The following is a 25431-nucleotide window of genomic DNA, read 5'->3' as shown; positions in this document are numbered from 1 at the left end:
GACGCCCCATGACAAGCAAAACCCGAATTCCCATCCAACTTCAAATCAACGGACATCGCCATGAACTGGAGGTCGAGCCGCGCGTCACGCTGCTCGACGCCTTGCGCGATCATCTCGGCCTGACCGGCACCAAAAAAGGCTGCGACCAGGGCCAATGCGGCGCCTGCACCGTCCATGTCGACGGCCAGCGCGTGCTGGCCTGCCTGACGCTCGCCGCCCAGGCCGAGGGCAGGGCGATCACATCAATCGAAGGGCTTGCCGACGGCGACGGCACGCTGCACGCGGTGCAGGCCGCCTTCCTCGAACAGGACGCCTTCCAGTGCGGCTACTGCACGCCGGGCCAGATCATGTCGGCGGTCGCCTGCATCCGCGAGGGCCATGCCGGTTCGGATGACGAGATCCGCGAATATATGGCCGGCAATCTCTGCCGCTGCGGCGCCTATCCACACATCGTCGCCGCCGTGCGCCAGGCCGCGCTGGAGGTTGCATCATCCATGGAGACCGCGTCATGAGGGACTTTTCGTATCTGCGCGCCAATTCCGTCGATGCGGCGCGCCAGGCGGCGGCGCTGCCCGGCGCCATGCTGCTGGCCGGCGGCACAACGCTCATCGATCTCGCCAAATGCGGCGTCGCCGAACCCGAGACCGTGGTCGACATCACCCATCTCAAGGGACTGGATAGGATCACGGTCGACGACCGGGGCGCCACGATCGGCGCGCTGGCAAGAATGAGCAGCGTCGCCGACCATGCCGACATCAAGAGCCGGTTCCCCGCCGTCTCGGAAGCGCTGTGGCAGGCGGCCTCGGCGCAGCTCCGCAACATGGCGACCATCGGCGGTAATCTGATGCAGCGCACGCGCTGCCCGTATTTCCGCGATCCGGCGAATTTCCCCGCCTGCAACAAGCGAGCGCCCGGCAGCGGCTGCTCGGCGATCGGCGGCGTCACCCGCGGTCATGCCGTGCTCGGCACAAGCGAAGCCTGCATCGCCACCTATCCGGGCGATCTGGCGACGGCGCTCGTCGCCTTCGACGCAACCGTCCATCTCGGCGACCGCCAGGTCGCGGTCGACGATTTCTTTCTCCTGCCTGGCAACACGCCCGACAGGGAACATGCGATCGAGCCAGGCGAGATGATCACCGCGATCAGCATTCCGGCTTCTGCCGCCGCCCGGTGTTCGACCTATTTGAAAGTCCGCGACCGCCAATCCTATGAATTCGCCGCTGCAAGCGCCGCCGTTGGCATCGAATTCGAGGCCGACGGACGGACGATCCGTGAACTGCGCGTGGCGCTTGGCGGTGTCGCCACCAAGCCGTGGCGTGCACGCGCGGTGGAAGAGGCGCTGAACGGCAAGCTGCTGGAGGCTGATACCGTCAAGCAAGCCAGCCTGCTCGCTATCGAGGGCGCCGTCGACCATGGCGCCAACCATTACAAGATCGCACTGGCGCCGCGCGTCGTCGCCCGCGCCATCCTCAAAGTGGGAGAAACGGCATGACCGTTCATGAATTGAGAACCCGACAGGGTGATTCGAAGCGGGGCGACGCATCGGACGGCGCCGTGTTCGCGCAAGCAGTGGGTGGGCGGCTGTCGCGCGTCGACGGCTCGGCCAAGATCACCGGTGCCGCAAAATACGCGGTCGAGCAGCAGCTTGACGGACTCAGCCACGCCGTCCTCGTCGAGAGCACGATTGCCGCCGGCAAGGTGCGTTCGATCGACACGGCAGCGGCTGAAAGCGCACCCGGCGTGCTTCTGGTGCTGACGCCGGACAATGCGTTGCGCCTCAACACCGCGACGGACTGGCTGGGCACGCCGCCGCCGGATATTCCTTATTGCCCGCTGGCGCGCGACATCACCTTCAGCGGTCAGCATGTCGCGGCGGTGGTGGCCGAGAATTTCGAGCAGGCGGTCGCGGCTGCGGCGCTGGTCAAGGTCGTCTATGACGAGACGCCGGCCATCGTCGATCTCGACGATCCAAAGGCCGGCGACGGCATTCCGATCGACACGATGACCAAGGAATGGGGCGATGCCCAAGCGGCTTTCGCCGCCGCCCCGGTGCGGGTCTGCGCCGCCTACAACACGCCGCGCGAATACCAGACGCCGATGGAACCGCATGGCCTGATCGCGCACTGGCAGGACGACCGGCTGACGGTGTGGGAGCCCAGCCAATGGCTCGACGGCATGGCCCGGACCTATGCCGAATGGTTCGGCGTGCCGTTCGAGAATGTGCGCCTGGTCTCGCCCTATATTGGCGGCGGCTTCGGCTCCAAGGCGTTCGCCTACGGCTACGGCGCGGTGGCGGCGATGGCCGCGAAAATGCTCGGACGGCCGGTGAAGCTCGCGGTCACCAGGCCGCAGACCTTCACCGCCTATGGCGGACGGGCGGCGACACGCCAGACGGTGGCGCTCGGCGCCGACGCCGAGGGAAAGATCCAGTCGATCGTCCATCGCGGCGTCAACGAGACCTCGGTCGACGGCATGTGGGTCGAGCCGCTCGGTTCGGTCACCTCGATCATGTATGCGACGCCGAATTTCTCGTCGCGGCAGAATGTGGTGCGGGTGAACACGGTGGTGCCGGGCGCGCTGCGCGCGCCGGGCGAGAACCCGAGCGCCTTCGGCATCGAAAGCGCGATCGACGAGCTCGCCTATGAGGTCGGCATCGATCCGCTGGAAATCCGGCTCAGGAACTATGCCGAGCAGGATCCGGAGGCGAAAAAGCAATGGTCGACACGGCAGCTGCGCGAGGCTTTCGCTGCCGGCGCTGAGGCCTTTGGCTGGACGAGGCGCAGCCCTGAGCCGCGCTCGATGCGCGACGGCAATCAGCTGATCGGCTGGGGTGTAGCCGCTGGCACCTATCCGGTGCGGCGCGCCTATGGCGAGGCGATGGTGCGCATTCTCGCCGACGGCTCGGTCGAGGTCGAAAGCTCGAGCATCGACATGGGGCAGGGCACCTATACGATCCTGGCGCAGACCGCCGCCGAAGTGGTGGGCGTGCCGGCTGAGAACGTCGTGGTGAAGCTGGGGGACTCCCGCTATGCCCGCGCCGGCGTCACCGGCGGGTCACGGCTGGCCGGCGTGATGACGGGCGCGGTGCACAAGGCGGCGACCGCCGCGCTCGATGAGCTGGTCGGGCTGGCGATCAGCGATCCAAATTCGCCGTTCCATGCGCTGCAGGCCAACACCCTGGTCGTTGCCAATGGCCGCATCGCTTCACCGCGTGGCGACGGCCCTGAGGTCTCGATCGCCGAGCTGCTCGGCAGCGTCGGACGCAGCCAGATCGAGGCGATGGGCGACACCATGCCGGCCAATTCGACGGCTGACGATCGCTACAAGAACTATACGACCATCGCGACGGCGCTGTCGCACACCGAGGGCGACTATTCCCGCCACAGCTGGTGCGCGCATTTCGTCGAGGTGCGCGTCGACGAGGACTTTGGCACGGTTCGCGTGTCGCGCGTGGTGTCGGCGCTGGACTCGGGCCGGCTCTACAATCCCAAGCTCGCCGAAAGCCAGTGGAAAGGCGGCATCATCATGGGCATCGGCCAGGCGCTGCTGGAGGAAGGCGTCGTCGACCGCCGCCACGGCCGCATCGTCAACAACAATTTGGCCGACTATCTCATCGCGACCAATGCCGACATTCCCGACATCGAGGTGATCTCGGTCGGCATCCCCGACCCGCATTCCTCGGCGCTCGGCGGCAAGGGCGTGGGCGAACTCGGCATCGTCGGCGTGGCGCCTGCGATCGCCAATGCGGTGTTCCACGCCACCGGCAAAAGAGTGCGGGATTTGCCGATCACGCTGGAGAAGCTGATTTAAGCTTCGTCGGCGAAGCTGCCAATCTCCCCCCTCGTGGGCCTCGTGGGGGGAGATCAGCAGCTTCAACGCCCCGTTCTCCGCCACAACAATGCCATTGGCAGGAAACGGGTGGTTTGCACGCGCTACTTCATCCATCTCTGATGCCAGAAGAAGCCAGAGGAGGCAAAGCCATGACCATTCATTCGATAGGTTCGAAGGCAGCGGTCCGATCGGCGGAAGCGCGCGTCGCCGGCTATGACTGGCAGGCATTGGCCGAGGAGATGAGCGGCTATGGCTGCGCCGTGATGGAAAAGCTGCTGACGCCGGAAGAATGCCGGGAGATCGCCGGGCTCTATCCCGACGAAAGCCATTTCCGCAGCCATGTCCACATGGCGCGGCACGGCTTCGGCAAGGGCGAGTACCGTTATTTCCGCTACCCCTTGCCTGAGCTGATCGGCGGCTTGCGCACCGCGCTCTATCCGCCCCTCGCCGCGGTCGCCAACGACTGGAACGAGCGCATGGGCATCGCCCAGCGCTACCCGGACGAACACGCCGCGTTCCTCAAGCAATGCCACGACCGGGGCCAGACGCGGCCAACGCCGCTCCTGCTGCAATACGTTGCCGGCGACTTCAACTGCCTGCATCAGGATCTCTACGGCGACCTTGCCTCCCACTGCAGGTGGCGATCCTGCTGTCCGAGCCGGATAAGGATTTCACCGGCGGCGAGTTCGTGCTGACCGAACAGCGACCGCGCATGCAAAGCCGCGCCGAGGTGGTGCCGCTGCATCAGGGCGACGCCGTCGCCTTCGCGGTCCACAATCGTCCGGTCCAGGGCAGCAAAGGCAGCTACCGCGTCAATCTCAGGCACGGCGTCAGCCGGCTTCGCTCCGGCCTGCGCCACACGGTGGGCATCATCTTCCACGACGCGAAGTAAAGGTTGTCATAGCTTTGGGGCTGCGTGGAGACGACGGGGCAGCTCCATGCTAAGGCGGCCAATTATCGAAGTCGGCGCCGCCCCTCATCGCCCTGCCGGGCACTTCTCCCCGTATAGTGACGGGGAGAAGGGGCTGGCGGCGACCTTGGTGAACATTCTGCAACGCTGGTGACTGGCGAAACCATCGATGAGAGCGTCCCTCTCCCCGTTCCTATACGGGGAGAGGATGCCGGCAGGCAGGTGAGGGGCAGCGCAAACCTGAAGCGATTGGCCTGCCCGTCCGGCGATGCCGCTCTTGCCGGCCGCGAAAATACATGGGTCCGACCGCTTTGGTCGCTTCGGGCGTCTTCGCTCAGCCCTGAAACAGCGCCAGCTCTTCGGCGGTGAGGTGGCGTGCCTTGCCCTTGGCGAGCTTGCCGAGCTGCAACGGACCGATCGCCACCCGCACCAGGCGAAGCACCTCGACATCGTGCGCACCGAGCAGCCGGCGGATATGGCGGTTGCGGCCCTCGTCGAGGGTGATTTCGAGCCAGGCGGTGCTGGTGCCGCTGCGCAGGATTTCGATCGACCGCGCCGTCAAATCCTCGCCGTCGACCGTCGCGCCGGCGCGCAACCGCGCCAGCATGGCCTCGTCGGGCAGGGCGCCGATCTGCACATGATAGACCTTGGCGACGTGCGAAGCGGGGTCGAGCAGGCGCTGGGCGAAGCGCGTGTCGTTGGTCATCAAAAGCAGGCCTTCGCTGGCCTTGTCGAGACGGCCGACTGGCGACACGAAGGGCAGGGCGAGCTCGGCCAAGCAGTCATAGACTGTGCCGCGGTCCTGCGGGTCGTCGCGGGTGGTGACCAAGCCGCGCGGCTTGTTGATCATCAGATACACCTTGCGCTCGGCGACGACCCGGCTGCCGTCGACTTCGATGCGGTCGCGGCCGGGATCGACGCGCATCGAGCCGTTGCGCACGACCTTGCCGGCGACCCGGACGCGCCCTTCGGCGACCAGGACCTCCGCCTGCTTGCGCGAGCACAGGCCGAGTTTCGACAGCGCCCGGCAAAGGCTGACTCCTGGCGGATTGGCTCCGGCGCTAGGCGGGAGGCGTGGCCGGCCGGTATTCGGTCGTGGCGTCATCGTTTTGCGTGATCGCTCAGGCAAGTCAGGTCTTTCCCGCCAGCCCATCTCCAGCCTGGGCGAGCGTTCCATGCCGTCGCCGAGGTGTTTTTTCAAGATCCTGCGGACCTTGCCTAGCAGAAGGCAGCTCGGGTGGATATGTGGATTCTCGTGTACGAGTATCGGAAAACGCATGCGCGCCGCACCGGCCGTGCTGGCTGCGGCGTCTTCGTTGCGACGGAGCGCCTCCGGACATCCTGGCAAGGTTGGCAGACAGCGCCCCCTCTGTCCTGCCCTCCTTGCCAAACTTGGGCATCTCCTCCACGAGGGGGAGATTGGATGCTCCACCGACTGCGCTTCTTTTTCGAGATTGGCGATTGGCACCGTGCCTGGCTGATCGCCGGGGGCAAGTGCCACGATCGTCAATTCGACCTGGGGTCGTCCAGCGTCTCGAGGACGAAAGACGCGGCAATCAGGTCGTCGGCATCGAGCCGCAGGGAGCCTTCACCTCCTCCCATCACCGCGGCGACCTTCTGAAAGGTTTTCATTTCGTGCTCGGTAATCCGGGCGCTTTGCATCCTGGCTTTGAGATCAGCGACGCGCAGCCCCAATGTGTGGGACGTTCCAATTTCACGGTTCGACATGACAATACGCTCCTCCCCAACCCATGCTTTTGCCTCCCCGCCGGTATTCGCCGTCGCCTTTGCCTAAATATAAGGCATCGCGAATACAGCGCCCCGAACGCGTGGTGCGAGGGAAGGTTCCAGCGCAACACGGTCACGAAATAATACGGGCCGGCCGGCGGGCTACCCGCAGGAAGGTGGCAGGTCGCTGGGCGCGCTGACGGTTTTTCTTCAACCGATAGGATACACAGTGGAAAGGTGGGCTCAGAAAGATTGACTCTATCCTCCCGGGGAGGATACGAAAGCAGGCATGTCCGAAGGCGTCCACCGCTCGCATCCCGCTATCGTGAAGCGTCTGAAGCGCGCGCAAGGCCACCTTGCGGCGGTGCTGTCGATGTTCGAGGCGCATCGTCCTTGCGTTGATCTGGCGCAGCAGCTCCATGCCGTGGAAAGCGCCATCAGCAGCGCAAAGCGCGAACTGATCCACGATCATATCGAGCACTGCCTGGCCGACACCGCCGAAGCGGCCGGCAACTCGCTGGCGGAACTCAAGCAACTGGCGAAATACCTGTGAACAGTCAAATACCTGTGAGCAGTCTCGGCGCGCGCATTCTCGACTGGTTCGGTTTCGGGCCGCGCGATCGCGCGGCGCATGGTCACGACCATGGCAGCGGACCGCACAGCCACGGGGTCATCGATGCGACTATCGCGACGACCGACCGGGGCATCTGGGCGATAAAATGGTCGTTCGTCATCCTGGCAATCACCGCGGCGATGCAGATGGTCGTGGTGGTCCTGTCGGGCAGCGTGGCGCTGCTGGCCGACACGATCCACAACATCGGTGACGCCACCACCGCGATTCCGCTGTGGATCGCCTTCATGCTGGCCCGGCGCAAGCCGTCGCCGACCTTCACCTACGGCCTTGGCCGTGTCGAGGACCTGGCCGGGATCATCATCGTCGGGATCATCCTGTTCAGCGCCATCGTCGCCGGTTATCAGGCCATCGACCGTTTGATAAATCCACGAACGGTGACCCACCTTGGTTGGCTGGCAGCGGCAGGCCTTGTCGGCTTTCTCGGCAATGAGGCCGTCGCGGTGTTCCGCATCCGCGTCGGCCGGGAAATCAACAGCGCCGCACTCGTTGCCGACGGCTACCACGCCCGCACCGACGGGCTGACCAGCCTTGCCGTGGTCATCGGGGCGCTCGGCGTCTGGCTCGGTTTTGCGCTGGCCGACCCGATCGTCGGCCTGCTCATCACGCTTGCGATCTTCGGCATCGTCTGGCAGTCGGCCCGCTCGGTGCTGACCCGCGTCCTCGACGGCGTGGAGCCTGATGTCATCGGCGAAATCCACCATGCCGCCGCGCATGTGCCGGGAGCGCGCATTGTGGAGGCCAAGGCGCGGTGGATCGGTCACAGGCTGCACGCCGACATTGCCATCGCCGTCGAAGAAAGCCTGCCGGTCTCCGAAGCGAAGAAGATCACGGCAGCGCTGGAGCACGAACTTTTCGAGCACATGCCGGCGCTTGCGGCGGCGAATATAAGATTGGCGAGCGCGGATGCCGATCATCCCCATGAACATGCTCACGGCGAACACGACAGCCACTAACGATCGCCCGGAGCGGCTCGTTTCTGTTACCCTCGCTGCGGTAGGATCCGCCTTTTGAGCAGCCAGGAAAACGCGTCCCTGCAGGCGCGCGTGCGCTGGGCTGTGACAAGCCTAGACCGACGACGTCGGGCAACAAGTCAATAGGTGACTGTGACCACCACAGTGTCGGTGTAGGTGCCAGGGGTCGGCGTCGATTGCGCCGGCACGCGGCCATAGACGGGCAGGTTCTGCGTCGCGCCTGCGCCGACGCCTGCAAGGGTATCCGTCCCGATGGTTCCACCCCAGGGCTGACTGCGCGCGGCATCCTTGTAGAGGCCATAGGTCACGGCCTGGCCGCCGAGCGTCATGCGCCGTGCCGTCGGACCGGTGCCGCCTAGCCCGTTGTTCAAGCCGACATTGTAGGCCGTGCCCGGTGTGCAGGTAACGCCGACGCCACCGATCCCATCGACGGCGGCGTCGAGCACGCCGTGATTGCCGAAGTTGATGTTTTGCGCCGTGACACTGCAGTTGGCGGCAACGTTGGCCTGGACCGAAAAAGTTACACGTCTGAAAGAACCACCGACCGAGATCGCGCAGTTGAAAGTGGCAACTTCGCCGTAGATGATCCGGGTCTGAGAGCCCGAAAACTGCGACGTGTAGAGGCCTGCCCCGACGCTCTGCTGGTTCCCCAGCACCCTGGCATAGATCGTCCGCGTCGCGGAAACGGAGCCCCCAACCGATGTGGTGAAATCAAGCGTTGGCGGCGATCCGAGCGAGGAGTTTTCTGCCGAGCCCCAGGGTATGGTCCGCGCGGCGTCCTGGTAAAGGTTGTAGAGCAGCGCTGTGCCTGCAAAGCGCATATGCCGGATGCCGGCGGTCGCGCCTTCCGACCCGGCGTTGAGGTTGGGGCAGACGCGCACGAAGCCCGAGACGACGCTGGTGCAGTTGATGTTGAGCGTGGCCGTGGTGTCGACCGGCGACCCGGTAAGTACATCGACATTGCCGAAATTGACGTTGGTCACGCTGAACGTGCAGTTGGCGGCGTTGGCGGCAACCGGCGCCAGGAAGAGAAACAACAGGAAAAGAGCCAGACGGAGCATTTTGGGTGTCCTCATTGCGTCGGGCGACAGACTGCATCGGGAATGGTGACCTGCTCGCCGTCGCGCGGATCAAAGAAAAACTCAGCCGTGCAGCGGCCGCGGGTCGGCTGATCGACCACGACGCGGTTTTGGGGGGCCAGCCCCTTGATGAAAGCCTGCCCGTCATAGCCGACGATAAAGCTCGCAGAGGTGCCTTCGACCTGTCCGGCCGCACCCGTCTCAACGAATTCGCCGTCCTCATCGCGAAGTGTGACGAGTGCAGCCTGGACATCGGTCTCCACATCGAACTTGACCACGGTTCCGCTGCGGTCAGCCGGAACGGAGACTTCGCGGGTACCGCCTACCGTTGCATCGACCGGCAGGTTCGTCGGGTCGATCGTGATCTGGTTGGGTTCGTAGGAGCGCAGGCCCGGCACCAGCAGCTTGCCGCGGCGATTGGTGCGGCCGGCCGGCCGGTTTTCATACTGAACTTCGATATCCGGAACACCGGCATCGACCACAGCGAAGGCGTCATTGATGCGATTGGAAAAGAAGACGTCGCGGCCGGCGAAGACGACGGAACCGTCGGCCTGGGCCGTTGCGCGGAATTGATCCTCATACTGCCCGACGCTTGCCTCGAAGCGGGCAAAAGGCGCGCGATAGCTGACAGATGCCGCACGCTCTGTGTAAGCGCCTTCCGTGTCACGGAGCCGCCAGCCGACGCTGCCGATCTCGGCGCTCTCGGCCTTCACCAGATCAGTCGTGACCGACGTCCCGTCGGAGTCCGAGGAAACGCCGGTCGAAGCATAAATGTCCTCGCCGATCGGGATGGAAACGCCGGCAAAAACGCCGAACGAATCCTCATCCGCCAGGTCCTTAAAGGCTGTGGCAAAGAGCGATGCCCTGCCGATTGAACGGTTGAAAGAGAGGCCGAGGATCTGCGAACGATTGCCCTCGACCGTCTCGAGCTGGGTGTAGCTGAAATTGAGCGTCGAAGGATCGAATTTCAGGGGAACCGAAACAGATACCTGGTCCAGCGAACGCGGCGGTGCGGCGCTGTGGACGTGGAAGTTATCATCGGGCGACACCGGCGGGAGAGGATCAACGGTCACCGCAGCAATGTCGTTGTAGTCTCCGAACGTGCGCTGCGTTCGCGCAAAAAAATGCAGGTCCCAAAGCTCGAACTCGACACTGCCTGCGACCTGAAATCCCGTCTGCCCGTCGTAGCTGCTTCCTGACGCTGCGAGTGATCCGACACCGTAAGGGCCGATGCCAAACACAGCGCCGGTACCGCCATTGATGAGCCCCCCGCCGCCTTCGGCATGGCCTTCGAGGGTCAGCCAGTCGGTTACTCCGTAGCGAACGGTGCTCGAGGCCATGAAGCGTCCGTCATAGTCGTCGGATTCGACGCCATAGAACCGGCGGGCAAAGCCTGCTTCCGCCGAATAGTCCCAAAATCCAGACGCCAAAAGGTCGGATGAAGCGAAAAACGGCGTTTCGGAAACCGTCTCCCGTCCGAGGGCGTCGCGCACCACGACACGCGCCGTTCCGCTTCCCGTCACCACCGGCAGATTGGTGATCTGGAATGGGCCGGTGGGAACCTGCTCGGACAGACGACGGGCATTGTTGACATAAATATCAACCGTCGATGGAACGGCCGCGGAGCCGGAGAGTTCGGGCAGAGGCATGGTCACGAGATCCGGCCTCAGGCCGAAGTTGCGCTGGATCTGCAATCCGCCCAGCCGCGTCGGCCGGGTCCAACTCAAGCCGCCCGTAATCACGTCGCCGGCGCGAAACGTGGTCAGCCATTTTGGGTTCGAATATGACCACGTCGTGTCGAGGCGGGTCGAGCCGTAGAGTTCGTCCGGCGAGCTGCTGGCGATGTAAGAGCTTGCGAGGACGCCGAATGGGCTGAATGCGCGAGCTTCGAACCATCCCGACGCGCCCTCGAAGGCCCACATGTCATCGACGCCGTCACCCCCGGAGCCGGCGAACAGCGTGTAGTTCACCAGCGCGCCGACACTGCTTTGAGGGTTTGCGGTGGAAGTCTCGTCCTGAGCACGCTCATGGGCATCGATGACGCGCGCAGAACGCGCGTCATACTCGACGGTGAAATGGATGGTCTGGACGCCTTCGTCGAACTCAAAGGAAACGAGGGGAAGCTTGGCTATGTCGATCAGCCCATCCGGCCGCATGGCTTCTTTGCCGGGTTCGATGCCGACATTGCGCAACTGGACCGGTTCGATTGCCAAGGTCCCATCGGCATCCTGCCGGAAAGACGCGACCAGGTCGGTCGACGTGCCGTTGATGAACACCTCCAGTTGAAGGTCGCGAGAGACGCTGACGGGTGTTGCCCCTGCACCGGGGCTTGTTGCTGCGGGAATCGATTCAGCGAAAGCTATTGAACCTTGCAGCGCAAGGAGCCCGATCGACACCAAAAATGGAGCACTAGCCGCCCGTAAGGCGTGCGGTAGCATCAAAAGGTCCTGCTTCGCTGTCCGCCGAGATTTTCACCGAACCGGACAGCCGGCCGCGGCCGGTGGTCGGGACAAACCACTTCGCAGTAGAGTTCCCGAGTGCATAGCCTACCAGTCCCTCGCGGCCCGCCACGGCCTTACCGCCGCTGCTCAAGGCGAGGTTCGATACCTTGAGCCGCATCGATCCCCGGTTGCGGACAGTGACGAGATAACCACCGCGCCTTTGCTGGACGGTCCACGTTGGGGACGCCCCAGGGGCGTCGGTCGTGGCGAAGAACACGGGTATGGAATGGCGCACCACCAGAACGACCGTTCCAGCCACACGGCGGGACGGATCCGGCAGCTCGTCCACCACCAGCCGATAGCTCTCTTCTCCATTGACGGGTCGTTTCGAGGTTCGAACAATCCGGATCAGGTTTTCGCCCCCCGGCCGAAGCGTCGTGATCGGCGGGCTGGCGACCACATCGTTCGTAACCCCGTAGGCATCCTCCCCGTTTTTCTGGGTCCAGCGAAGAACACGGACCTGCACATTGATTGGTCGGCGCGCATCGTTCCAGATTCGGATGGTGGAGGCGGCCGTCGGCGCCCTGAGGTCGAGCACGACAGGCGCAACGCGCAGCGACGCGGCTTGCGCAATGCCGGCAAATTCAAAGGCAGTTGCAAGACATGCGACTATGACGGCTACTAACCGCATTTCCCCTCTCCCTAGTCTGGGTATGGCTTAGTAGGTCAAGGTCACCGTAATGACGTCGGCATACGTGCCGGCCGTCGGGGTATCCTGCACTGGCACCTGACCATAGACGGGGTAAGTCTGCTCGGCGCCGGTTCCGGTACCCGCTAAGGTGTCCGTTCCGATCGTATCGCCCCAAACATCAGCACGGCCCGCATCCGTATAGAGGGAATAGGTTACCGTTTCCCCACCCGTCCCGGTCATCTGTCGGGCAGCGACGGTAGCGGTAGCGCCCGTTCCGGCATTGAGCCCGATGTCGTAATCCGTTCCATTGGTGCACTGGACGGCGATGGCGCTTGATGCTTCGACCGCGGTGTCGATGACGCCCGATGCGGGGAAATTCAGATCGCTCGCCGAGTTGATCTGACATTCAGCGTTGATGGTGATTTGTACATTGAACTGAGCGGTGGGTGCCTGAGCAAGAGCCGGTGAAACGAGCAGCGCTGAAGCCGCAAAAGAACCAGCAAAGCAGAGAAGGTAGGGCCGCATGCGATCTCCATTCAAAATGCCGGGCGAAGGACCGAGGCGACCTGAAACCGGCAATCACCAACCCACCCTACCTGCATCTGTATCATACACGCACCCGTTGCGAAGCCCCTATTCGGCATTGTTCACAGTCATGGCTAACAGAGTCTTATTGCTCCACTCGCGACAATTATTCAAACTGATTCAGAATATTTTGCTAACCGTAAGTTACGATCCGAAACATAGTTCCTTTTTAGTAATCCAAAAACTCTTTGAGTTCGTTGTTGCTAATGTAGCAGGCATTGAAACTGCTGCTGTGAAGTAGTTACCAAAGGAGAGTGTCATGGCAAATGTCGTTAAGAGTTTCGCCACAGCTTTAGCCGGTGGTGCACTTATTTTATCTCTGTCTTTCCCTTCCAGCGCAGGCGGCATTAGCGTCGGCGCCGGCGCATCGGTTGGCGGCCGAGGCGGCGTAAACGCCGGTCTCGGCGCCTCGGTCGGCGGCAGTGGCGGCATCAATGCGGGGGCCGGCGCCTCGATCGGCGGCAGTGGTGGCGTAAACGCCGGTCTCGGCGCGTCGGTCGGTGGCAGTGGCGGCATCAATGCGGGGGCTGGCGCCTCGATCGGCGGCAGCAGCGGGGTGAATGCCGGCGCCGGTGCATCGGTTGGCAGCAAAAAGCGCATTACCGCTGGTCTCGGCGTTTCGATCGGCGGTAGGAGCGGGGTGAATGCCGGCGCCGGTGCATCGATTGGCGGCAGCAAGGGCGTTACCGCTGGTGCCGGCGCCAATGTGGGCGGCACCGGTGGCATCACTGCCGGCGCAGGCGCCAATGTAGGCGGCTCCGGCGGCATCACAGCGGGTGTGGGTGCCAATGTCGGTGGGACAGGCGGTATCGGCGTGGGCGTCGGTGTTGGCGTCGGCGGCGGAACCCTTCCTGGCACACCCGGCACCCTTGGAACCCCCGGAACTCCCGGCGTGAGCGTGGTCTCGCAGTTGTCCAGCAGCCAACTGATACGGATGAAGAAGCGCTGCGTCGACGTGCTCGGGAGCGGCGGCACATACGATCGCGACCTACGTGAGCTTTGCTTGCTGATCGCGCGCCGCTGAGGGAGACGCGCAAACGAGGGTGTCGCATCGGCCGTGGAGGCTTAGATAACACTCTCCTGGTCTTGCGGCCGGCCCGCCACTCGCAAGGTGGCGGGCTTCTCGCGGTCAGGGTCGATGCGCTGAGCGGCTGTGAGATGTAGCGCTGACTCGTATTCGTAATTTACTCTTAAGCCCCGTAATGACGCTCACCTGTCGAACCTGGCAAGCATCCGGCAGTTCGCGGGCCGGGTGTTCAACGAAATCGCAGCAGCTCGATCCAGCGCCAGCCGCTATGGCCCATCTTCTCGTCGGTCGCGACCTGGCAGGCAAAATGCCTGGTATAGAACGCCCTTGGCGCGGGTCCTGGTCGAACCCCGGCAGTTCGGCAAACTGGATGTGCATTGATCGGTCTCGTTGACGGCTGCCGCGCAGCCGGCCAGGATGATGCGGGCGGCCGAAAAGAATTATGCCGAGCGAGAATCTTTTCGGTAACTCCGGTCGTCTTCCGCTGAGACCAACCAATCAGGAGACGAACCATGGGCTACAAACTCATTCGCTACAGCGTGAAAGACACCGGGCTGGAAGAGAACCGCGCGCTGGTGGCAAAAGTGTTCGAGGCGCTGGATGAGACGGCGCCGCAGGGCGTGCGCTATCTCGTGCTCGAGCTCGACGACGGCGAGTTCATCCACGTCGTCGGCGAGGCGAATGATACATCCGCACTGACCGGGCTTGCGGCCTTCGAGGCGTTCACGCAAAACCATGCGGAGCGACGTTCGACCCCGGTCAAGCGATCGCCTGCCAAAATCATCGGCAACTACCATGTGCTTGAGGACGGCAAAGCCGGATAGAGCGACCGCGCCAGCGCCGAAAGAACGCCATGATCTCACGGAAATTCGACCGGCCGGCCCTGGAGGCGATGCTCTCCGGGTTGCGTCCGAAACTGCATCGCTACTGCGCCCGCATGGCGGGCTCGGTGATCGACGGCGAGGACATCGTGCAGGAGACGCTGCTGAAGGCGCTGCAGGCAGTCGACGGCAGCATGACGGTCGAGCGGCCCGAGCAGTGGCTGTTTCGCATCGCTCATAATGCCGCGCAGGACCATCTGCGCCGGCGCCATCGGGAAAGGTCGCGCATGACCGAGACCGACATGAGCACGATTGAAGATCCTTCCGGAGCGCCGACAGCAGGATCGCCGCGGCGGCCGGCCTGCGCAGCTTCATGCAGCTTTCGGTGGCGCAGCGCAGCGCCGTGATCCTGGTCGACGTGCTTGGCCTTTCCCTGCACGAGACCTGCGAGGCGACTGGCGCGACGCTGGCCGCGACCAAGGCGGCGCTGCATCGCGGGCGGGCGCAGCTGCGCGTGCTGGCAGCCGAGCCCGAACACGTCGCCGCGCCCAGGCTCGACGCCGATGAGGAGCGACGCCTGCGCAGTTATGTCGATCTGTTCAACGCGCGCGACTTCGACGCGGTCAGGGCGCTGATCGCCGAGGATATCGAGCTCGAAGTCGTCAACCGCCTCCGCCTGCGCGGCAAGACCGAAGTGTCGACCTATTTCGGCAATTACGACCGCATCAGCGACTGGGCGCTGTCACTGGGCTTCGTCGACGGCAGGCCGGCGATCCTGATCCGCAACCCGCAGGAGCCGGACGGCGCCGTCCGCGGCTTCATGCTGGTCGAATGGCGGGACGAGCGGGTCGTCCAGATCCGCGATTTCCGCTACGCACCCTGGTGCCTGGTCGATGCGGAGATCAGCACGATAGAGCGGTGAGGGGAGGGCTGGAGATGGTGCGGAGATGGCGCGCGAAGGCGACATCGCCAAGGTTGCGCCACCCGACGTGATGAATGAGCTTGCCAGATCACATGCTGAAGGGCTCCGCTTCCTGTTTCGGAGAGCAGTATCGTCGCAAAGAGGATCTAAGGTTTAGCCGTCATGCTCGATATGGAGTCGGCGCCAGCTTTCGGATCAGGCAGCCTCCTCCTGGGCAACCCAAGCGCAATTGGCACATGGCAACAAGTTCTTAAATTAGTCGACACGCACGCGGCGCGTCACCTGGCCATTGCTTTCCCAGTATGTGTGTTTCTTAGCAATCAAGGGATCGTCCATTGCCGGTTGAATTTGTCCCGTGGTGCTGACCGCGCGCGAGGTCACCGTGTGTTCTCCAGGGGCGGGATTTGCCCAATCCAAGGACCAGATCTTCCAGGCGTGCTCGGCCTCCTCGCTGTGGTCTATGGTCGCTGGCGCCCAAGGCCCTTGATCGATTTGCACTTCGACCCGGTCGATCGGCGCCCCCCAGGCTGCTCCAATGATGGAGTAATCTGAGTCTTTCCGGGTAACCTTCGCGGGCGCGGACTTTATCCGTGCTCGCCCGACCGAAGTCTCGGTCCACACGGTCTCGCCATTGTGCTCTTCCTCCCGGATGGTGACATAGTCACGGGCCATCAGAAGGCTCATGAAGCGGGTGTCGCGAACCTCGATGCGCTCCAGCCACTTGACGTTGGCGATCCCGTACCAGCCTGGAGCAATCAGCCGCACCGGAAAACCATTGGCCGCCGGCAAGGCGGCTCCGTTCATTTCATAGCAGAGCAGATTGTCGGGGTTCATCGCGTCGGCGAGCGACATGCTGCGAGCGAAGTTCTGCTGCATCTTGACGTCGCGTATCGGGACCTCGCCTTTGTCAGTACCGAAAAAGACGACCTCGATGCCCTTCTCCAGAACGCCGGCTTCCTCGAGGATCGGGGCGAGCGGCGTCCCAGCCCAGCGGGCATTGCCAATGCCGCCGGTGAAAAAGGGAAACCCGTGGTTGCCCGAGCATTCCACTGTGAAAACGACCTCCTGCCGCGGTCGCGCCCTGACGTCGGCGAGCGTTAATTTCAAGGGCTTCTTGACCAGGCCTCCGATCTCCATCGACCATGTCTTCTCGTCGATCGTTGGTCGGTTGAAATGCGAGATGCTGAAGAACTTGTCGTTCGGAGTTATCCAGCTATCCAAATCCTCCCAGACAAGCTGCTTCTGGATACCGACAGGATCGGGATTTTCGGTCGGCTGATCCAGCCATGGAATAACTTCCTCGCTCGGCCGTTTTGGAAAAGCGTAGGCCCGACGCGAGGCATAGAGAGCAGCAATTGCGGCAAGAGCCGCGCTTCCTTGAACAAGAAGTTCTCTGCGCTGAAAATCAGGCATGTTGTTTACCTCCCAGTTGATCCGGAACGGGCTGCAACGTGCCTTAGGCCGTAGCCTGATCACGGATAGGCGACACAATGTGAGGTCTGCCCAGCCGGAAGTATCCGGATAGGTCAGACAATCACCGACGCAAGTCAAGCATGTGAAGCATTGGACGAAACACTAGCTCGCGTTTCGCACGCTAAGAGTGCGCCTTTGAGAAGGAAGTGTCCACAACCTGGACGGGACATGATGATGATTGCAGCATTCGAGACCGATTTTTCTGTCCTGCCAAAATCTTTTGCTGCTCGGATCGCTAACGGAAACGGCCGCTTTTGGGTCGTTTCCGGACCTTCGCAGGTGCGGTCAGAACGGCCCGTTCCGACCGCATTTCTGCCGTTCCGATATCGGCCCACGATCTCCAAGGCACACGTTCACCCATTATTCATCGAGAAGGCGGGATGGGCTGCCGTCTTCCATGGCGCGACAGGATGGCGGTACGGCCGGCGCAGGTGTATGATGATGGTCTAATACTTCGCAATACTTCGCATCAGGGAGGACAGCATGACGTCTTGGGAAATCAAGGGACGGGAACTCGTCAATTGCACCTGCGAATATGGCTGCAACTGTCAATTCAATGCGCTGCCCGACAAAGGCCATTGCCATGCGGTGGCGGGCATCCAGATTGACGAAGGTCATCATGGCGAAACCGCTCTCGACGGCCTGCGGATCGCCGCGATCTTCAAATGGCCTGGTGCGATCCACGAAGGTAATGGCGAAGCCATCGCTTTCGTCGACGAGAAGGCAACCGACCGGCAGCGTCAGGCGCTGCTGCGCATCATGACCGGCCAGGACACCGACCCGTTCGCGACGATGTTCGCCGTCTACGCCTCAACCGTGACCAAAATGAATGATCCGGTGTTCACCAAGATCGATCTCGACCTCGATATCGACGGCCGCAGGGGCCGCATCTTCGTCAAGGACTACATCGAAACGGTCGGCGAACCGATCCGCAACAAGGTGACGGGCGCGGACTCGCGGGCTCAGATCGTGTTGCCGAACGGCTTCGAATATACGGTCGCCGAGATCGGCAGCGCTTCGAGCACCACCGGCGGACCGGTTCAGGTGACCACGAAGGACAGCTACGGCCAGTTCGCCCGGCTGCATCTTAACAATCACGGGGTGGTGCGGGCCTGACGCCTCGCATGGACAGCGCGTCGCCACTGGAACGCCTGCTTAGACGCGACCGCGTCATCACGATCGCGGGCGTGGTGGCGCTGTGCCTGCTGGCCTGGCTTTATATCGCCGCCGGTGCAGGGCTCGGCATGAGTGCGTGGGAGATGTCGAAGCTCGCGCTGTTCCCCCACCAGCAAACCGCCGGCGTGACCTCCGATATGTCCGGCATGGACATGTCTGGCATGGACATGGGCGCGATGGCCACGGCGACGGAACCGCGGGTCTGGGCGGGCGCGAACTGGGCGCTGATGATCGCAATGTGGTGGGTCATGATGATCGCCATGATGTCCCCGAGTGCGGCGCCGACCATCCTGCTCTATGCGCGCGTGCATCGCCATGCGCTCGCACAGGGCCGGATCCAGGACAAGCTCGCGCCCACCGGCGTATTTATGGCAGGCTACCTCCTGGTGTGGCTGGGGTTTGCCGTCGCGGCCACCGCGTTGCATTGGCTGCTCGAACGCGAGGCGTTCGTTTCCGCGACGACGATGAGTTCGCAGAGCCGCTGGCTTTCAGCCACCGTTCTGATCGCCGCGGGCCTGTATCAGCTGTCGCCGCTCAAGAACGCCTGCCTGTCGCATTGCCGGGCACCGACGGCGTTCCTTTCCCGACACTGGCGTCCGCACACAGTTGGCGCGCTGCGTTTGGGCGCATTGCACGGGGCGTTTTGTGTCGGATGCTGCTGGATGCTGATGGCGTTGTTGTTCGTGGGCGGCATCATGAACCTGGTGTGGATCGCCGGGCTCGCCATTCTGGTGCTGGCTGAAAAGGCGTTTCCTGCCGGCCAGTGGGTCGGCCGGGCAGCCGGCATCGCCCTGATCGCCTGGGGCAGCGCAACGCTTTTGGTCTGACGACCAGGGCCGCTTATGCCGGCATTCAAAGGCCTGGAGGAACTTTGAATCCTCGCGTTCTGGTCAGGCAATGTTCATCCACCGGCCTGGTGCGTGATTTTGTAGATCACGCCGTTTGTGTCCTCCGAAACGAGCAGCGAGCCGTCCGGCGCGATCGCCAGCCCGGCGAGGCGTCCAAACTCGGACTTGCCGTCCTCGCTCAAGAATCCGGTCAAGAAATCTTCCTTTCCGGTCGGCTCGCCGTTCTCGAAGGTTATCCGCACGATCTTGTAGCCGGCCGGATCAGCCCGATTTGCCGAACCGCGCAACGTGACGAAGGCATCGTCCCGGTAGTCCGCCGGGAACTGGTCCGCATCGTAGAACCGGATGTTGATTACCGAGGCATGGGCGTCGAAAGTCAATGCCGGGCCGACCGTCTTGGTTTGGCAGAATTCCTCCTTCGGCACGCCTTCCTCACCCGGCAAGTCATCGCCAAGATGATCGACGCCATGGTCGACGCCCCACATGACGCCGGTCTCGGGATGCCAATCGAATCCAAGCATGTTCCTGAGCCCATGCGCGAATACCTTGCGCGTCTTGTCCTTTATATCGAGCCGGAGGTTGGCTGCCTTCTCTCTGGTGCTCTCGAAGCAGGCATCGCAGGAACTGCCCACGTTGATGTGTAGCCCGCCGTCAGGCGCGAAGCCCAAGGTTCGGCGGCCATGCTGGCCGCCGTCGGGCAGGTCGTCGATGATCGTCTCCAGTTCGCCGATGGTTCCGTCTTCTTTCAGGTCGGCCGCCATCACATCGTGTACGGTTGCAAGGAAGATGCGGCTTTCCCGGATCGCAATGCCATGAATACCGTCGAGATCGGCGACAACAACCCGCGGCTCAGAAGAGCCCTCGGTCAGGGCGATGACATCCTTTTCGTTCGGTCGCGTGACGTAGACCGTGCCGTCTTCTGCGACCGCCATCATGCGGGCATTACCGAGGTTGCGGGCGAAGACGCTTACCTCAAAACCTTCCGGCACCTTCAGCCGCGTCACGATATCCTCGCTGAAGGGCTGATGCGCAGGCCTGAAGACGTTTGTATCGACCTTATGGAGCACGCCTTCCTGCTGCGCCGACGCTGACGCGGGAACAAGCGCGATGCTCAAGAGCAGAACCGCTTTTGAGACCATATCCGAATCTCCTATCCAGGGCTCTGACTGCGGACGGGTCGAGTCTCCGCTCGGCTCGACCGATCAGGCCGGCCGCGCGTCATAAAAGCGGCACCAGCCATCCGGACTGATTTCACCAGCAACAATCTCGCATGCTTTCGGCTCAAGGAAATGCTTGCAGCCGCCGCACCGGCGACCCTTGGCTCACCGTGTGCCGACCCGCCGTTTGCCTCACCACGATCGTCTTTCATGATCTTTCCTCCCTTAGCAACCCAAAGAAAGCGCCGGTGACGTCAAGCGCCGGGTCAGATCGATTTGAGGTACTCGATCAGATCACTCTTTTCCTGGTCGGTCAGATCAAGGCCGAGATGGCCGTCATAGTGCTCGACAACGTCGTTGAGGGTGGCGAACCGGCCGTCGTGGTAAAATCCGCCCTTGTGGATCTTTTCCACGTCCCACAAGGCCCGCAAGGACGCAGTCCTGTAGCGCTCGTCCGGGGATCGCATCGCCTGGAAATCATCGATGCCGATCTCATCGGCGGTATGCAGGTTCCAGCCAGGTTCGGTGAAGAGCGGCGGGACGTGGCAAGTGCCGCATTTGGCCTTGTCGTTGAAGAGAGCCTCTCCCTTCTCCGCGGCGGCGCTGTTGAAGGCGCCCTCCGGCGGTTTCGGGGTTGGCAGCGAGAGCTGATAGAAGTGAAGCGCCGGCAGCTTGGCGGTGATCCGATCTTCCTTGTCCTGCTTGTGGCCCTGCTTCGTTCGTGCTGCGACCGGATACTTTTCGGCGTCATCAAGGCGTGGGTCATAAAACACGCCTTTGCCGTGCATCTCGAGATTGCCGACATAAGCGTTCCAGTAGCTCACCGTGCCCCAGGCGCCGGTCCAGGTATGGTTGTTTACGCCGGCCAATCCGAATGCGGGCGGATTGAGCGTGGCGGCCGTCTTGCCGTCCGGCCGGAATGCCTTGCCGTCGAGGTTCAATTCGGCATCGAACTTCCCGGGACCCCAGGCCTCCACCGCCTTCTTCACTTCCGCTTCTGATATCTGCAGCATTTCGGTGAACGCCGTGAGGTCAGGCGCCAATGCAATGATCGCGCCGATGTTGAGGTCGCGGTTGGGCCAGCCGTCGAGCCTTTGCCCGATGCCAGGCGCGTAGGCGTCGTCGACGGTCGAATGGCACACCGCGCACTGGATGCCGACCGAAGTCAGCGTCTTTCCATCCTCGGAGAAGAACCCGGTCACCCCAACAACAGCATTGGCTTTGAGCAGGACAAGCGTGCTGGCCGGATCAGCGAGATCGACCTCGCCCTTGTTAAGCGCCTCGGCCACATCCTTGGGAATGGCGTTGACATCAACCTTGAGGCCGAGTTCGAGGGCTTTCTCCGGGCTCAGGCCGGGTCCTGTGCCGCCCAGTTTCCCACCCGCGATCGCTTCCTGCAGCTTCAGCTTGCCGCCCCAAAAATCCTCGCTGCCGAACGTGTCAAAGCGGAAGGTCTCGCGGCCTTCCTCGAGGTATCGCGTGGCCTGCTCGGCGGCAGCGTCGTCAAAATCCTTGCCGCTTATTTTTCCTTTGGCGCTCATTTGAGCCGCGGCGGGGATAAAAGTAAACATAGCAGAAGAGCAAAAAATATTCCTGCACCCTTGACACGCGGCATCTCACGTCCCTCCCAAAGACGATCTCCTATCGGCGGTCAGTAGTTTGCGGGGCCTATTTCGACGCGAAACGGAATGCAGCCGAATATTAGAACCTTCTACATCAACAAAGGTTCCGTTCATCTCTACTGATCATTGGAAGCGCCCCGACGGGCTCGCCGAACCAAGCCAGTCACCGATTGAATGAGCGCCTTGGCAGTGGTGGACCGGCATTCTCGCTTTTGACCGATAAGCAATGGTCGGCGAATTGCCGGCTACCCTACGATCTTTCGACATGAAACGAGTTGGCCAGGACCAGGCACCGAACTTCCCAACCTGCACCGTCCCGTGGAGCCTTGACACCGGGCAACGCCTCAAGGACGGGAACTTTGAATCCTCGCGTCCGTTTACCCGAATGTTGGGGATGGGAGGTTCCGCCGATGAATGTCAGCGAGGAAAGGACTGTATCCCTCTGGGCGGCGACCGAAGTAGCGCCCGATGCGATCGCGCTCGGGCAGGGCCACCAGGTCGATGTCGTGGTCGTCGGGTCTGGAATTGCCGGACTGTCGGTCGCCTACGAACTGGCCGTCGCCGGGCAAAAGGTAGCTGTCCTCGATCGCGGCCGGATCGGAAGCGGCATGACGGCGCGCACCACTGCGCACCTGTCATCCGTCTGCGATGACTATTTTTCGGAACTGATCAAATTGCGCGGTGAGGACCTGGCGCGGATTTTTTATCAAAGCCAATCGGCCGCTATCGACCGTATCCAATCAATCCAGGAGACGGAGAGTATCGCGTGCGATTTCCGGCGCCTTTACGGCTTTCTGTTTCCGGCTTCCGGCAGGCAGGGATCCGATATCAAGCGCGAGCTGGACGCCGCTCTGAAAATCGGGGTCGACGTCGAGCAGATCAGGGGCGTGCCGTTTGCAGGCTTTTCGGATGCGCAGGCCCTTCGATACGCCAATCAGGCGACCTTCCACCCGCTCAAATATCTCCGCGGGCTGGTCGCAGGCATCCGCGCGCGCGGCGGCGCGCTTTATGCCGACACCGTCGTCGAAAACGTCGAGGAGATTGACGGCGGCGTGCGCGTAACCACGGTTTCGGGCTTTACCGTGTCTGCCAAATCGGCCGTTGTCGCCACCAACTCGCCGATCAACGATCGGGTCGCCCTCCATACCAAACAAGCGCCCTATCGGACCTACGCGATGTCGTTCGAGATCACGCGCGATATCCTACCGGATGCACTGTATTGGGATACTGAGGACCCTTATCACTACGTTCGGCTTCAGCTTGGCGAGGGCCGGACCGACTTCCTGATCGTCGGTGGTGAAGACCACAAAACAGGACAGGCCGATGATGCCGGTGATCGCTTCGCGGCCCTGGCGGCCTGGACCAAAAGGCTGGTGCCCGATATCGGCGTGGAAACCAACCGGTGGTCCGGGCAGGTGATGGAGACCGTCGATTATGCGGGGTTCATCGGCCGCAATCCTGGCAACCAGCGTGTCTTTGTGGCGACCGGGGATTCCGGACAGGGCATTACCCACGGCGTCGTGGCCGGCCTGTTGATTTCCGACCTGATTCTGAAGGGGGAAAGTCCCTGGCGCGAACTTTACGAACCGTCTCGCAAGACGGCAGGCGCGATCGGCGATTATCTGGCGGAGAATGCGACAGCGATCAAGAGTTTTGCCGAGTATATCGCGCCTGGCGAAATCGATTCCGTCGACAAGCTGCGACCGGGTGAAGGTGCCATCGTTCGCGAAGGGCTGTCCAAAATCGCCGCGTTTCGCGATGAGGAAGGCACGCTCTACAAGCGCTCGGCCGCATGCACGCATATCGGCTGCCATGTCCACTGGAACTCCCTCGAGCGCTGCTGGGACTGCCCCTGCCACGGCTCGCATTTTGCCATCGATGGCACGGCTTTGAACGGACCGGCCGTGGCGCCACTGGCTTCGCTTGGGTAGGGCAGTAGGGGAGTAGGGCAGTAGGGGAGTAGGGCAGTAGGCAGTGGGACAGTGGGGAAGAAGGGGCGATTCCCCCTACTCCCCTACTGCCCTACTGCCCTACTGCCTTACAATTCCTTTTCGGCCAACTCGCGAAAAGCGTCGGGAACCGACCGCGACAGCCGGAGTGCGACCGAGGCATAGCCGACCGCCTCCCAGCCGAAACGGTCGCGGATCTTGTCGATGGCGCGGTCGGCGGTCCAGCGCGCCGCACCCTTCCTGGTACCGGGGCGGCGCCTCTCGTCGTCGAGGCCGAGCGGCAGTTCCAATTGCAGGGCCGGTTGCTTCTCCAGATGCGAGACGGCGATCGCCAGCAGCGAGATGGTCTTTTCGTGCGGATGATCGACAAGCACCCCGCGCACCAGCGCCTCGGCGATCTCGGCCAGCATCGCGGTTGCCGAAATCGGCTGGTCGAGCGTGATCGAGCGGGTCACCGAGCGCAGGTCGGCAAAGCGAACGCGAACCGTCACGGTGCGGCCCGGCCGGGATTTTGCCCGCAGCCTAGTGGCGACCCTGTCGGCCAGATGCAGCAGCGCCGGCACGAACACTTCCTCCTCGGCCGGTTTTTTGCCGAGCGCCGACTGCGCGCCGGCCGATCGCGCCCGGCGCTGCGTCTCGAGCTTGCGCGGATCGCGGTTCCAGGCCAGCGCATTGAGTTTTTCGCCCGCCGCCGGGCCGAGCAGGCGCTCCAGTGACCAGCCGGGCGTCTTCGCCAGCTCGCCGATGGTGTTGACGCCGATGCCGGCCAGCCGCTCCCTGGTCACCGGGCCGACGCCCCACATCAACTCGACCGGCAGATCGTGCAGGAACTCCAGCTCGTGGCGCGGATCGACCACCACCAGCCCGTCGGGCTTGGCCACTTGCGAGGCGATCTTGGCCAGATGCTTGGTGCGCGCCACGCCGACCGAGATCGGCAGGCCGAGCTCCGCCCGCACGCGGCGGCGGATCGTGCCGGCGATCTCGGCCGGCGGGCCGAACAGGTGGGTGCAGCCGGCGAGGTCGGCAAAGGCCTCGTCGATGGAAATCCGCTCGACCACCGGCGTGAAATCGCCGAGCACCTTGATGGCGGCATCGCCCAGCCGCTGATAATCCTTGAAATGGCCGCCGACGAAAATCAGCCCGGGGCAGAGTTCCCGGGCGCGCCGCCCTGGCATGCCGCCCCGCACGCCGAAAGCCTTGGCCTCGTAAGACGCGGCCAGCACGACGCCGCCGCCGACTGCGATCGGCTTGCCGCGCAGGGCGGGGTCGAGCAACTGTTCGACCGAGGCATAGAAGGCGTCCAGATCAGCGTGGAGGATGTTGGCTTCCATCCGGCCCGTTCGCCCGCATAGTCTTGAGGGTGGTTTTAATGGAACATAAAGAGAACATTGCCGGTGGATTGTCAAGAAGCGTGGAAGGCAGGCGGAGGGCAATCGCTTCAGGTTTGCGCTGCCCCGCCGATCTCTCAAGACTTGGGTTCCTCGCCCCTGCGAAGCGGGGGGGAGGTGGGGGGGGCGGGGCCCGCGCGGGGGGGGGGGGTGGGGGCCGCGCCCCCCCGACCGGGGG

20 protein-coding genes and 2 pseudogenes are annotated in these 25431 nt (G+C 63.0%); 12 read left to right on the top strand and 10 right to left on the bottom strand.

The features are described 5' to 3' along the window. Window positions 1-8: 8 nt before the first annotated feature. The 4 genes and pseudogenes from AC0L25_RS16775 (at window position 9) to AC0L25_RS16760 (ending at window position 4723) form a co-directional block, all read left to right on the top strand. The gene (locus AC0L25_RS16775; RefSeq protein WP_473596531.1) at window positions 9-512 is read left to right on the top strand and encodes a (2Fe-2S)-binding protein; all 504 of its coding nucleotides are present in this window, start codon (window positions 9-11) and stop codon (window positions 510-512) included. Further along, window positions 509-1492, top strand: coding sequence for an FAD binding domain-containing protein (locus AC0L25_RS16770; protein WP_473596530.1), 984 nt, complete (start codon window positions 509-511; stop codon window positions 1490-1492). The genes AC0L25_RS16775 and AC0L25_RS16770 overlap by 4 nt, the downstream gene beginning before the upstream one ends. Then, the gene (locus AC0L25_RS16765) at window positions 1489-3810 is read left to right on the top strand and encodes a xanthine dehydrogenase family protein molybdopterin-binding subunit (RefSeq protein ID WP_473596529.1); all 2322 of its coding nucleotides are present in this window, start codon (window positions 1489-1491) and stop codon (window positions 3808-3810) included. The genes AC0L25_RS16770 and AC0L25_RS16765 overlap by 4 nt, the downstream gene beginning before the upstream one ends. 170 nt (window positions 3811-3980) lie before the next feature. Continuing rightward, window positions 3981-4723 (top strand): annotated as a pseudogene (locus tag AC0L25_RS16760) (2OG-Fe(II) oxygenase). 352 nt (window positions 4724-5075) lie between these two features. Here the strand turns inward: AC0L25_RS16760 and AC0L25_RS16755 are convergent. Both AC0L25_RS16755 and AC0L25_RS16750 read right to left on the bottom strand, forming a co-directional pair. After that, window positions 5076-5846, bottom strand: a complete 771-nt coding sequence (locus AC0L25_RS16755) for a pseudouridine synthase (RefSeq protein WP_473596528.1) — start codon at window positions 5844-5846, stop codon at window positions 5076-5078. A gap of 401 nt (window positions 5847-6247) precedes the next feature. Next, window positions 6248-6469, bottom strand: a complete 222-nt coding sequence (locus AC0L25_RS16750; RefSeq protein WP_473596527.1) for a hypothetical protein — start codon at window positions 6467-6469, stop codon at window positions 6248-6250. A gap of 289 nt (window positions 6470-6758) precedes the next feature. Between AC0L25_RS16750 and AC0L25_RS16745 the strand changes: the two genes are divergently transcribed. After that, entirely contained in the window at window positions 6759-7022 is a 264-nt protein-coding gene (locus tag AC0L25_RS16745; RefSeq protein WP_473596526.1) for a metal-sensing transcriptional repressor, read from the top strand. Further along, window positions 7019-8056 (top strand): cation diffusion facilitator family transporter, encoded by a 1038-nt coding sequence (locus AC0L25_RS16740; RefSeq protein ID WP_473596525.1) that lies wholly within the window; start codon window positions 7019-7021, stop codon window positions 8054-8056. Before AC0L25_RS16745 ends, AC0L25_RS16740 begins: the two co-directional genes overlap by 4 nt. Window positions 8057-8193: 137 nt before the next feature. Here AC0L25_RS16740 and AC0L25_RS16735 read toward each other — a convergent pair whose 3' ends face one another. The 4 genes from AC0L25_RS16735 to AC0L25_RS16720 all read right to left on the bottom strand — a co-directional run bounded on the left by AC0L25_RS16735 (window position 8194) and on the right by AC0L25_RS16720 (window position 12810). Then, complete coding sequence (locus AC0L25_RS16735; RefSeq protein WP_473596524.1) at window positions 8194-9135, bottom strand: Csu type fimbrial protein; 942 nt, start codon at window positions 9133-9135, stop codon at window positions 8194-8196. An 11-nt stretch (window positions 9136-9146) separates the two neighbouring features. Beyond that, window positions 9147-11366 carry a fimbria/pilus outer membrane usher protein gene (locus AC0L25_RS16730; protein WP_473596523.1) on the bottom strand — a complete coding sequence of 740 codons (2220 nt, stop codon included), beginning with the start codon at window positions 11364-11366 and terminating at the stop codon, window positions 9147-9149. Window positions 11367-11562: 196 nt separating this feature from the next. Continuing rightward, complete coding sequence (locus tag AC0L25_RS16725; RefSeq protein ID WP_473596522.1) at window positions 11563-12285, bottom strand: fimbrial biogenesis chaperone; 723 nt, start codon at window positions 12283-12285, stop codon at window positions 11563-11565. A gap of 27 nt (window positions 12286-12312) precedes the next feature. Continuing rightward, window positions 12313-12810, bottom strand: a complete 498-nt coding sequence (locus tag AC0L25_RS16720) for a Csu type fimbrial protein (protein ID WP_473596521.1) — start codon at window positions 12808-12810, stop codon at window positions 12313-12315. Between the two features lie 319 nt (window positions 12811-13129). On the opposite strand from AC0L25_RS16720, the gene AC0L25_RS16715 reads away from it, so the two are divergent. The 3 genes and pseudogenes from AC0L25_RS16715 (at window position 13130) to AC0L25_RS16705 (ending at window position 15640) form a co-directional block, all read left to right on the top strand. Next, window positions 13130-13894, top strand: coding sequence for a hypothetical protein (locus AC0L25_RS16715; RefSeq protein ID WP_473596520.1), 765 nt, complete (start codon window positions 13130-13132; stop codon window positions 13892-13894). Between the two features lie 515 nt (window positions 13895-14409). Then, entirely contained in the window at window positions 14410-14721 is a 312-nt protein-coding gene (locus AC0L25_RS16710) for a hypothetical protein (RefSeq protein ID WP_473596519.1), read from the top strand. A gap of 29 nt (window positions 14722-14750) precedes the next feature. Next, window positions 14751-15640, top strand: a pseudogene (locus AC0L25_RS16705) (sigma-70 family RNA polymerase sigma factor). A 255-nt stretch (window positions 15641-15895) separates the two neighbouring features. On the opposite strand, the gene AC0L25_RS16700 reads toward AC0L25_RS16705, so the two are convergent. After that, a complete protein-coding gene (locus AC0L25_RS16700; protein WP_473596518.1) occupies window positions 15896-17053 on the bottom strand; it encodes a sulfite oxidase in 1158 nt (385 codons plus the stop codon). Between the two features lie 543 nt (window positions 17054-17596). Between AC0L25_RS16700 and AC0L25_RS16695 the strand changes: the two genes are divergently transcribed. Both AC0L25_RS16695 and AC0L25_RS16690 read left to right on the top strand, forming a co-directional pair. After that, window positions 17597-18229, top strand: coding sequence for a DUF1326 domain-containing protein (locus AC0L25_RS16695; RefSeq protein WP_473596517.1), 633 nt, complete (start codon window positions 17597-17599; stop codon window positions 18227-18229). 8 nt (window positions 18230-18237) lie between these two features. After that, a complete protein-coding gene (locus tag AC0L25_RS16690) occupies window positions 18238-19116 on the top strand; it encodes a DUF2182 domain-containing protein (protein ID WP_473596516.1) in 879 nt (292 codons plus the stop codon). Window positions 19117-19190: 74 nt separating this feature from the next. Here AC0L25_RS16690 and AC0L25_RS16685 read toward each other — a convergent pair whose 3' ends face one another. Further along, window positions 19191-20276, bottom strand: coding sequence for a PQQ-dependent sugar dehydrogenase (locus AC0L25_RS16685; RefSeq protein ID WP_473596515.1), 1086 nt, complete (start codon window positions 20274-20276; stop codon window positions 19191-19193). A 284-nt stretch (window positions 20277-20560) separates the two neighbouring features. Continuing rightward, window positions 20561-21835, bottom strand: a complete 1275-nt coding sequence (locus AC0L25_RS16680; RefSeq protein ID WP_473596514.1) for a hypothetical protein — start codon at window positions 21833-21835, stop codon at window positions 20561-20563. 491 nt (window positions 21836-22326) lie between these two features. On the opposite strand from AC0L25_RS16680, the gene AC0L25_RS16675 reads away from it, so the two are divergent. After that, window positions 22327-23847, top strand: coding sequence for an FAD-dependent oxidoreductase (locus AC0L25_RS16675; protein ID WP_473596513.1), 1521 nt, complete (start codon window positions 22327-22329; stop codon window positions 23845-23847). Window positions 23848-23954: 107 nt separating this feature from the next. Here AC0L25_RS16675 and dinB read toward each other — a convergent pair whose 3' ends face one another. Continuing rightward, a complete protein-coding gene (dinB, locus tag AC0L25_RS16670) occupies window positions 23955-25196 on the bottom strand; it encodes a DNA polymerase IV (RefSeq protein ID WP_473596512.1) in 1242 nt (413 codons plus the stop codon). Window positions 25197-25431: the final 235 nt, after the last annotated feature.

It is taken from the genome of Mesorhizobium sp. WSM4813, assembly GCF_055811555.1.
The sequence above is the reverse complement of the archived record's forward strand: the minus strand, read 5'-3'. Positions and strand labels throughout refer to the sequence as shown.

Excerpts from the sequence above, each read along its gene's own strand:
- AC0L25_RS16775 (WP_473596531.1), top strand. The coding sequence starts at position 9 with ATGACAAGCAAAACCCGAATTCCCATCCAACTTCAAATCAACGGACAT.
- AC0L25_RS16770 (WP_473596530.1), top strand. The coding sequence starts at position 509 with ATGAGGGACTTTTCGTATCTGCGCGCCAATTCCGTCGATGCGGCGCGC.
- AC0L25_RS16765 (WP_473596529.1), top strand. The coding sequence starts at position 1,489 with ATGACCGTTCATGAATTGAGAACCCGACAGGGTGATTCGAAGCGGGGC.
- AC0L25_RS16755 (WP_473596528.1), bottom strand. The coding sequence starts at position 5,846 with ATGACGCCACGACCGAATACCGGCCGGCCACGCCTCCCGCCTAGCGCC.
- AC0L25_RS16750 (WP_473596527.1), bottom strand. The coding sequence starts at position 6,469 with ATGTCGAACCGTGAAATTGGAACGTCCCACACATTGGGGCTGCGCGTC.
- AC0L25_RS16745 (WP_473596526.1), top strand. The coding sequence starts at position 6,759 with ATGTCCGAAGGCGTCCACCGCTCGCATCCCGCTATCGTGAAGCGTCTG.
- AC0L25_RS16735 (WP_473596524.1), bottom strand. The coding sequence starts at position 9,135 with ATGCTCCGTCTGGCTCTTTTCCTGTTGTTTCTCTTCCTGGCGCCGGTT.
- AC0L25_RS16725 (WP_473596522.1), bottom strand. The coding sequence starts at position 12,285 with ATGCGGTTAGTAGCCGTCATAGTCGCATGTCTTGCAACTGCCTTTGAA.
- AC0L25_RS16720 (WP_473596521.1), bottom strand. The coding sequence starts at position 12,810 with ATGCGGCCCTACCTTCTCTGCTTTGCTGGTTCTTTTGCGGCTTCAGCG.
- AC0L25_RS16715 (WP_473596520.1), top strand. The coding sequence starts at position 13,130 with ATGGCAAATGTCGTTAAGAGTTTCGCCACAGCTTTAGCCGGTGGTGCA.
- AC0L25_RS16710 (WP_473596519.1), top strand. The coding sequence starts at position 14,410 with ATGGGCTACAAACTCATTCGCTACAGCGTGAAAGACACCGGGCTGGAA.
- AC0L25_RS16700 (WP_473596518.1), bottom strand. The coding sequence starts at position 17,053 with ATGCCTGATTTTCAGCGCAGAGAACTTCTTGTTCAAGGAAGCGCGGCT.
- AC0L25_RS16695 (WP_473596517.1), top strand. The coding sequence starts at position 17,597 with ATGACGTCTTGGGAAATCAAGGGACGGGAACTCGTCAATTGCACCTGC.
- AC0L25_RS16690 (WP_473596516.1), top strand. The coding sequence starts at position 18,238 with ATGGACAGCGCGTCGCCACTGGAACGCCTGCTTAGACGCGACCGCGTC.
- AC0L25_RS16685 (WP_473596515.1), bottom strand. The coding sequence starts at position 20,276 with ATGGTCTCAAAAGCGGTTCTGCTCTTGAGCATCGCGCTTGTTCCCGCG.
- AC0L25_RS16680 (WP_473596514.1), bottom strand. The coding sequence starts at position 21,835 with ATGAGCGCCAAAGGAAAAATAAGCGGCAAGGATTTTGACGACGCTGCC.
- AC0L25_RS16675 (WP_473596513.1), top strand. The coding sequence starts at position 22,327 with ATGAATGTCAGCGAGGAAAGGACTGTATCCCTCTGGGCGGCGACCGAA.
- dinB (WP_473596512.1), bottom strand. The coding sequence starts at position 25,196 with ATGGAAGCCAACATCCTCCACGCTGATCTGGACGCCTTCTATGCCTCG.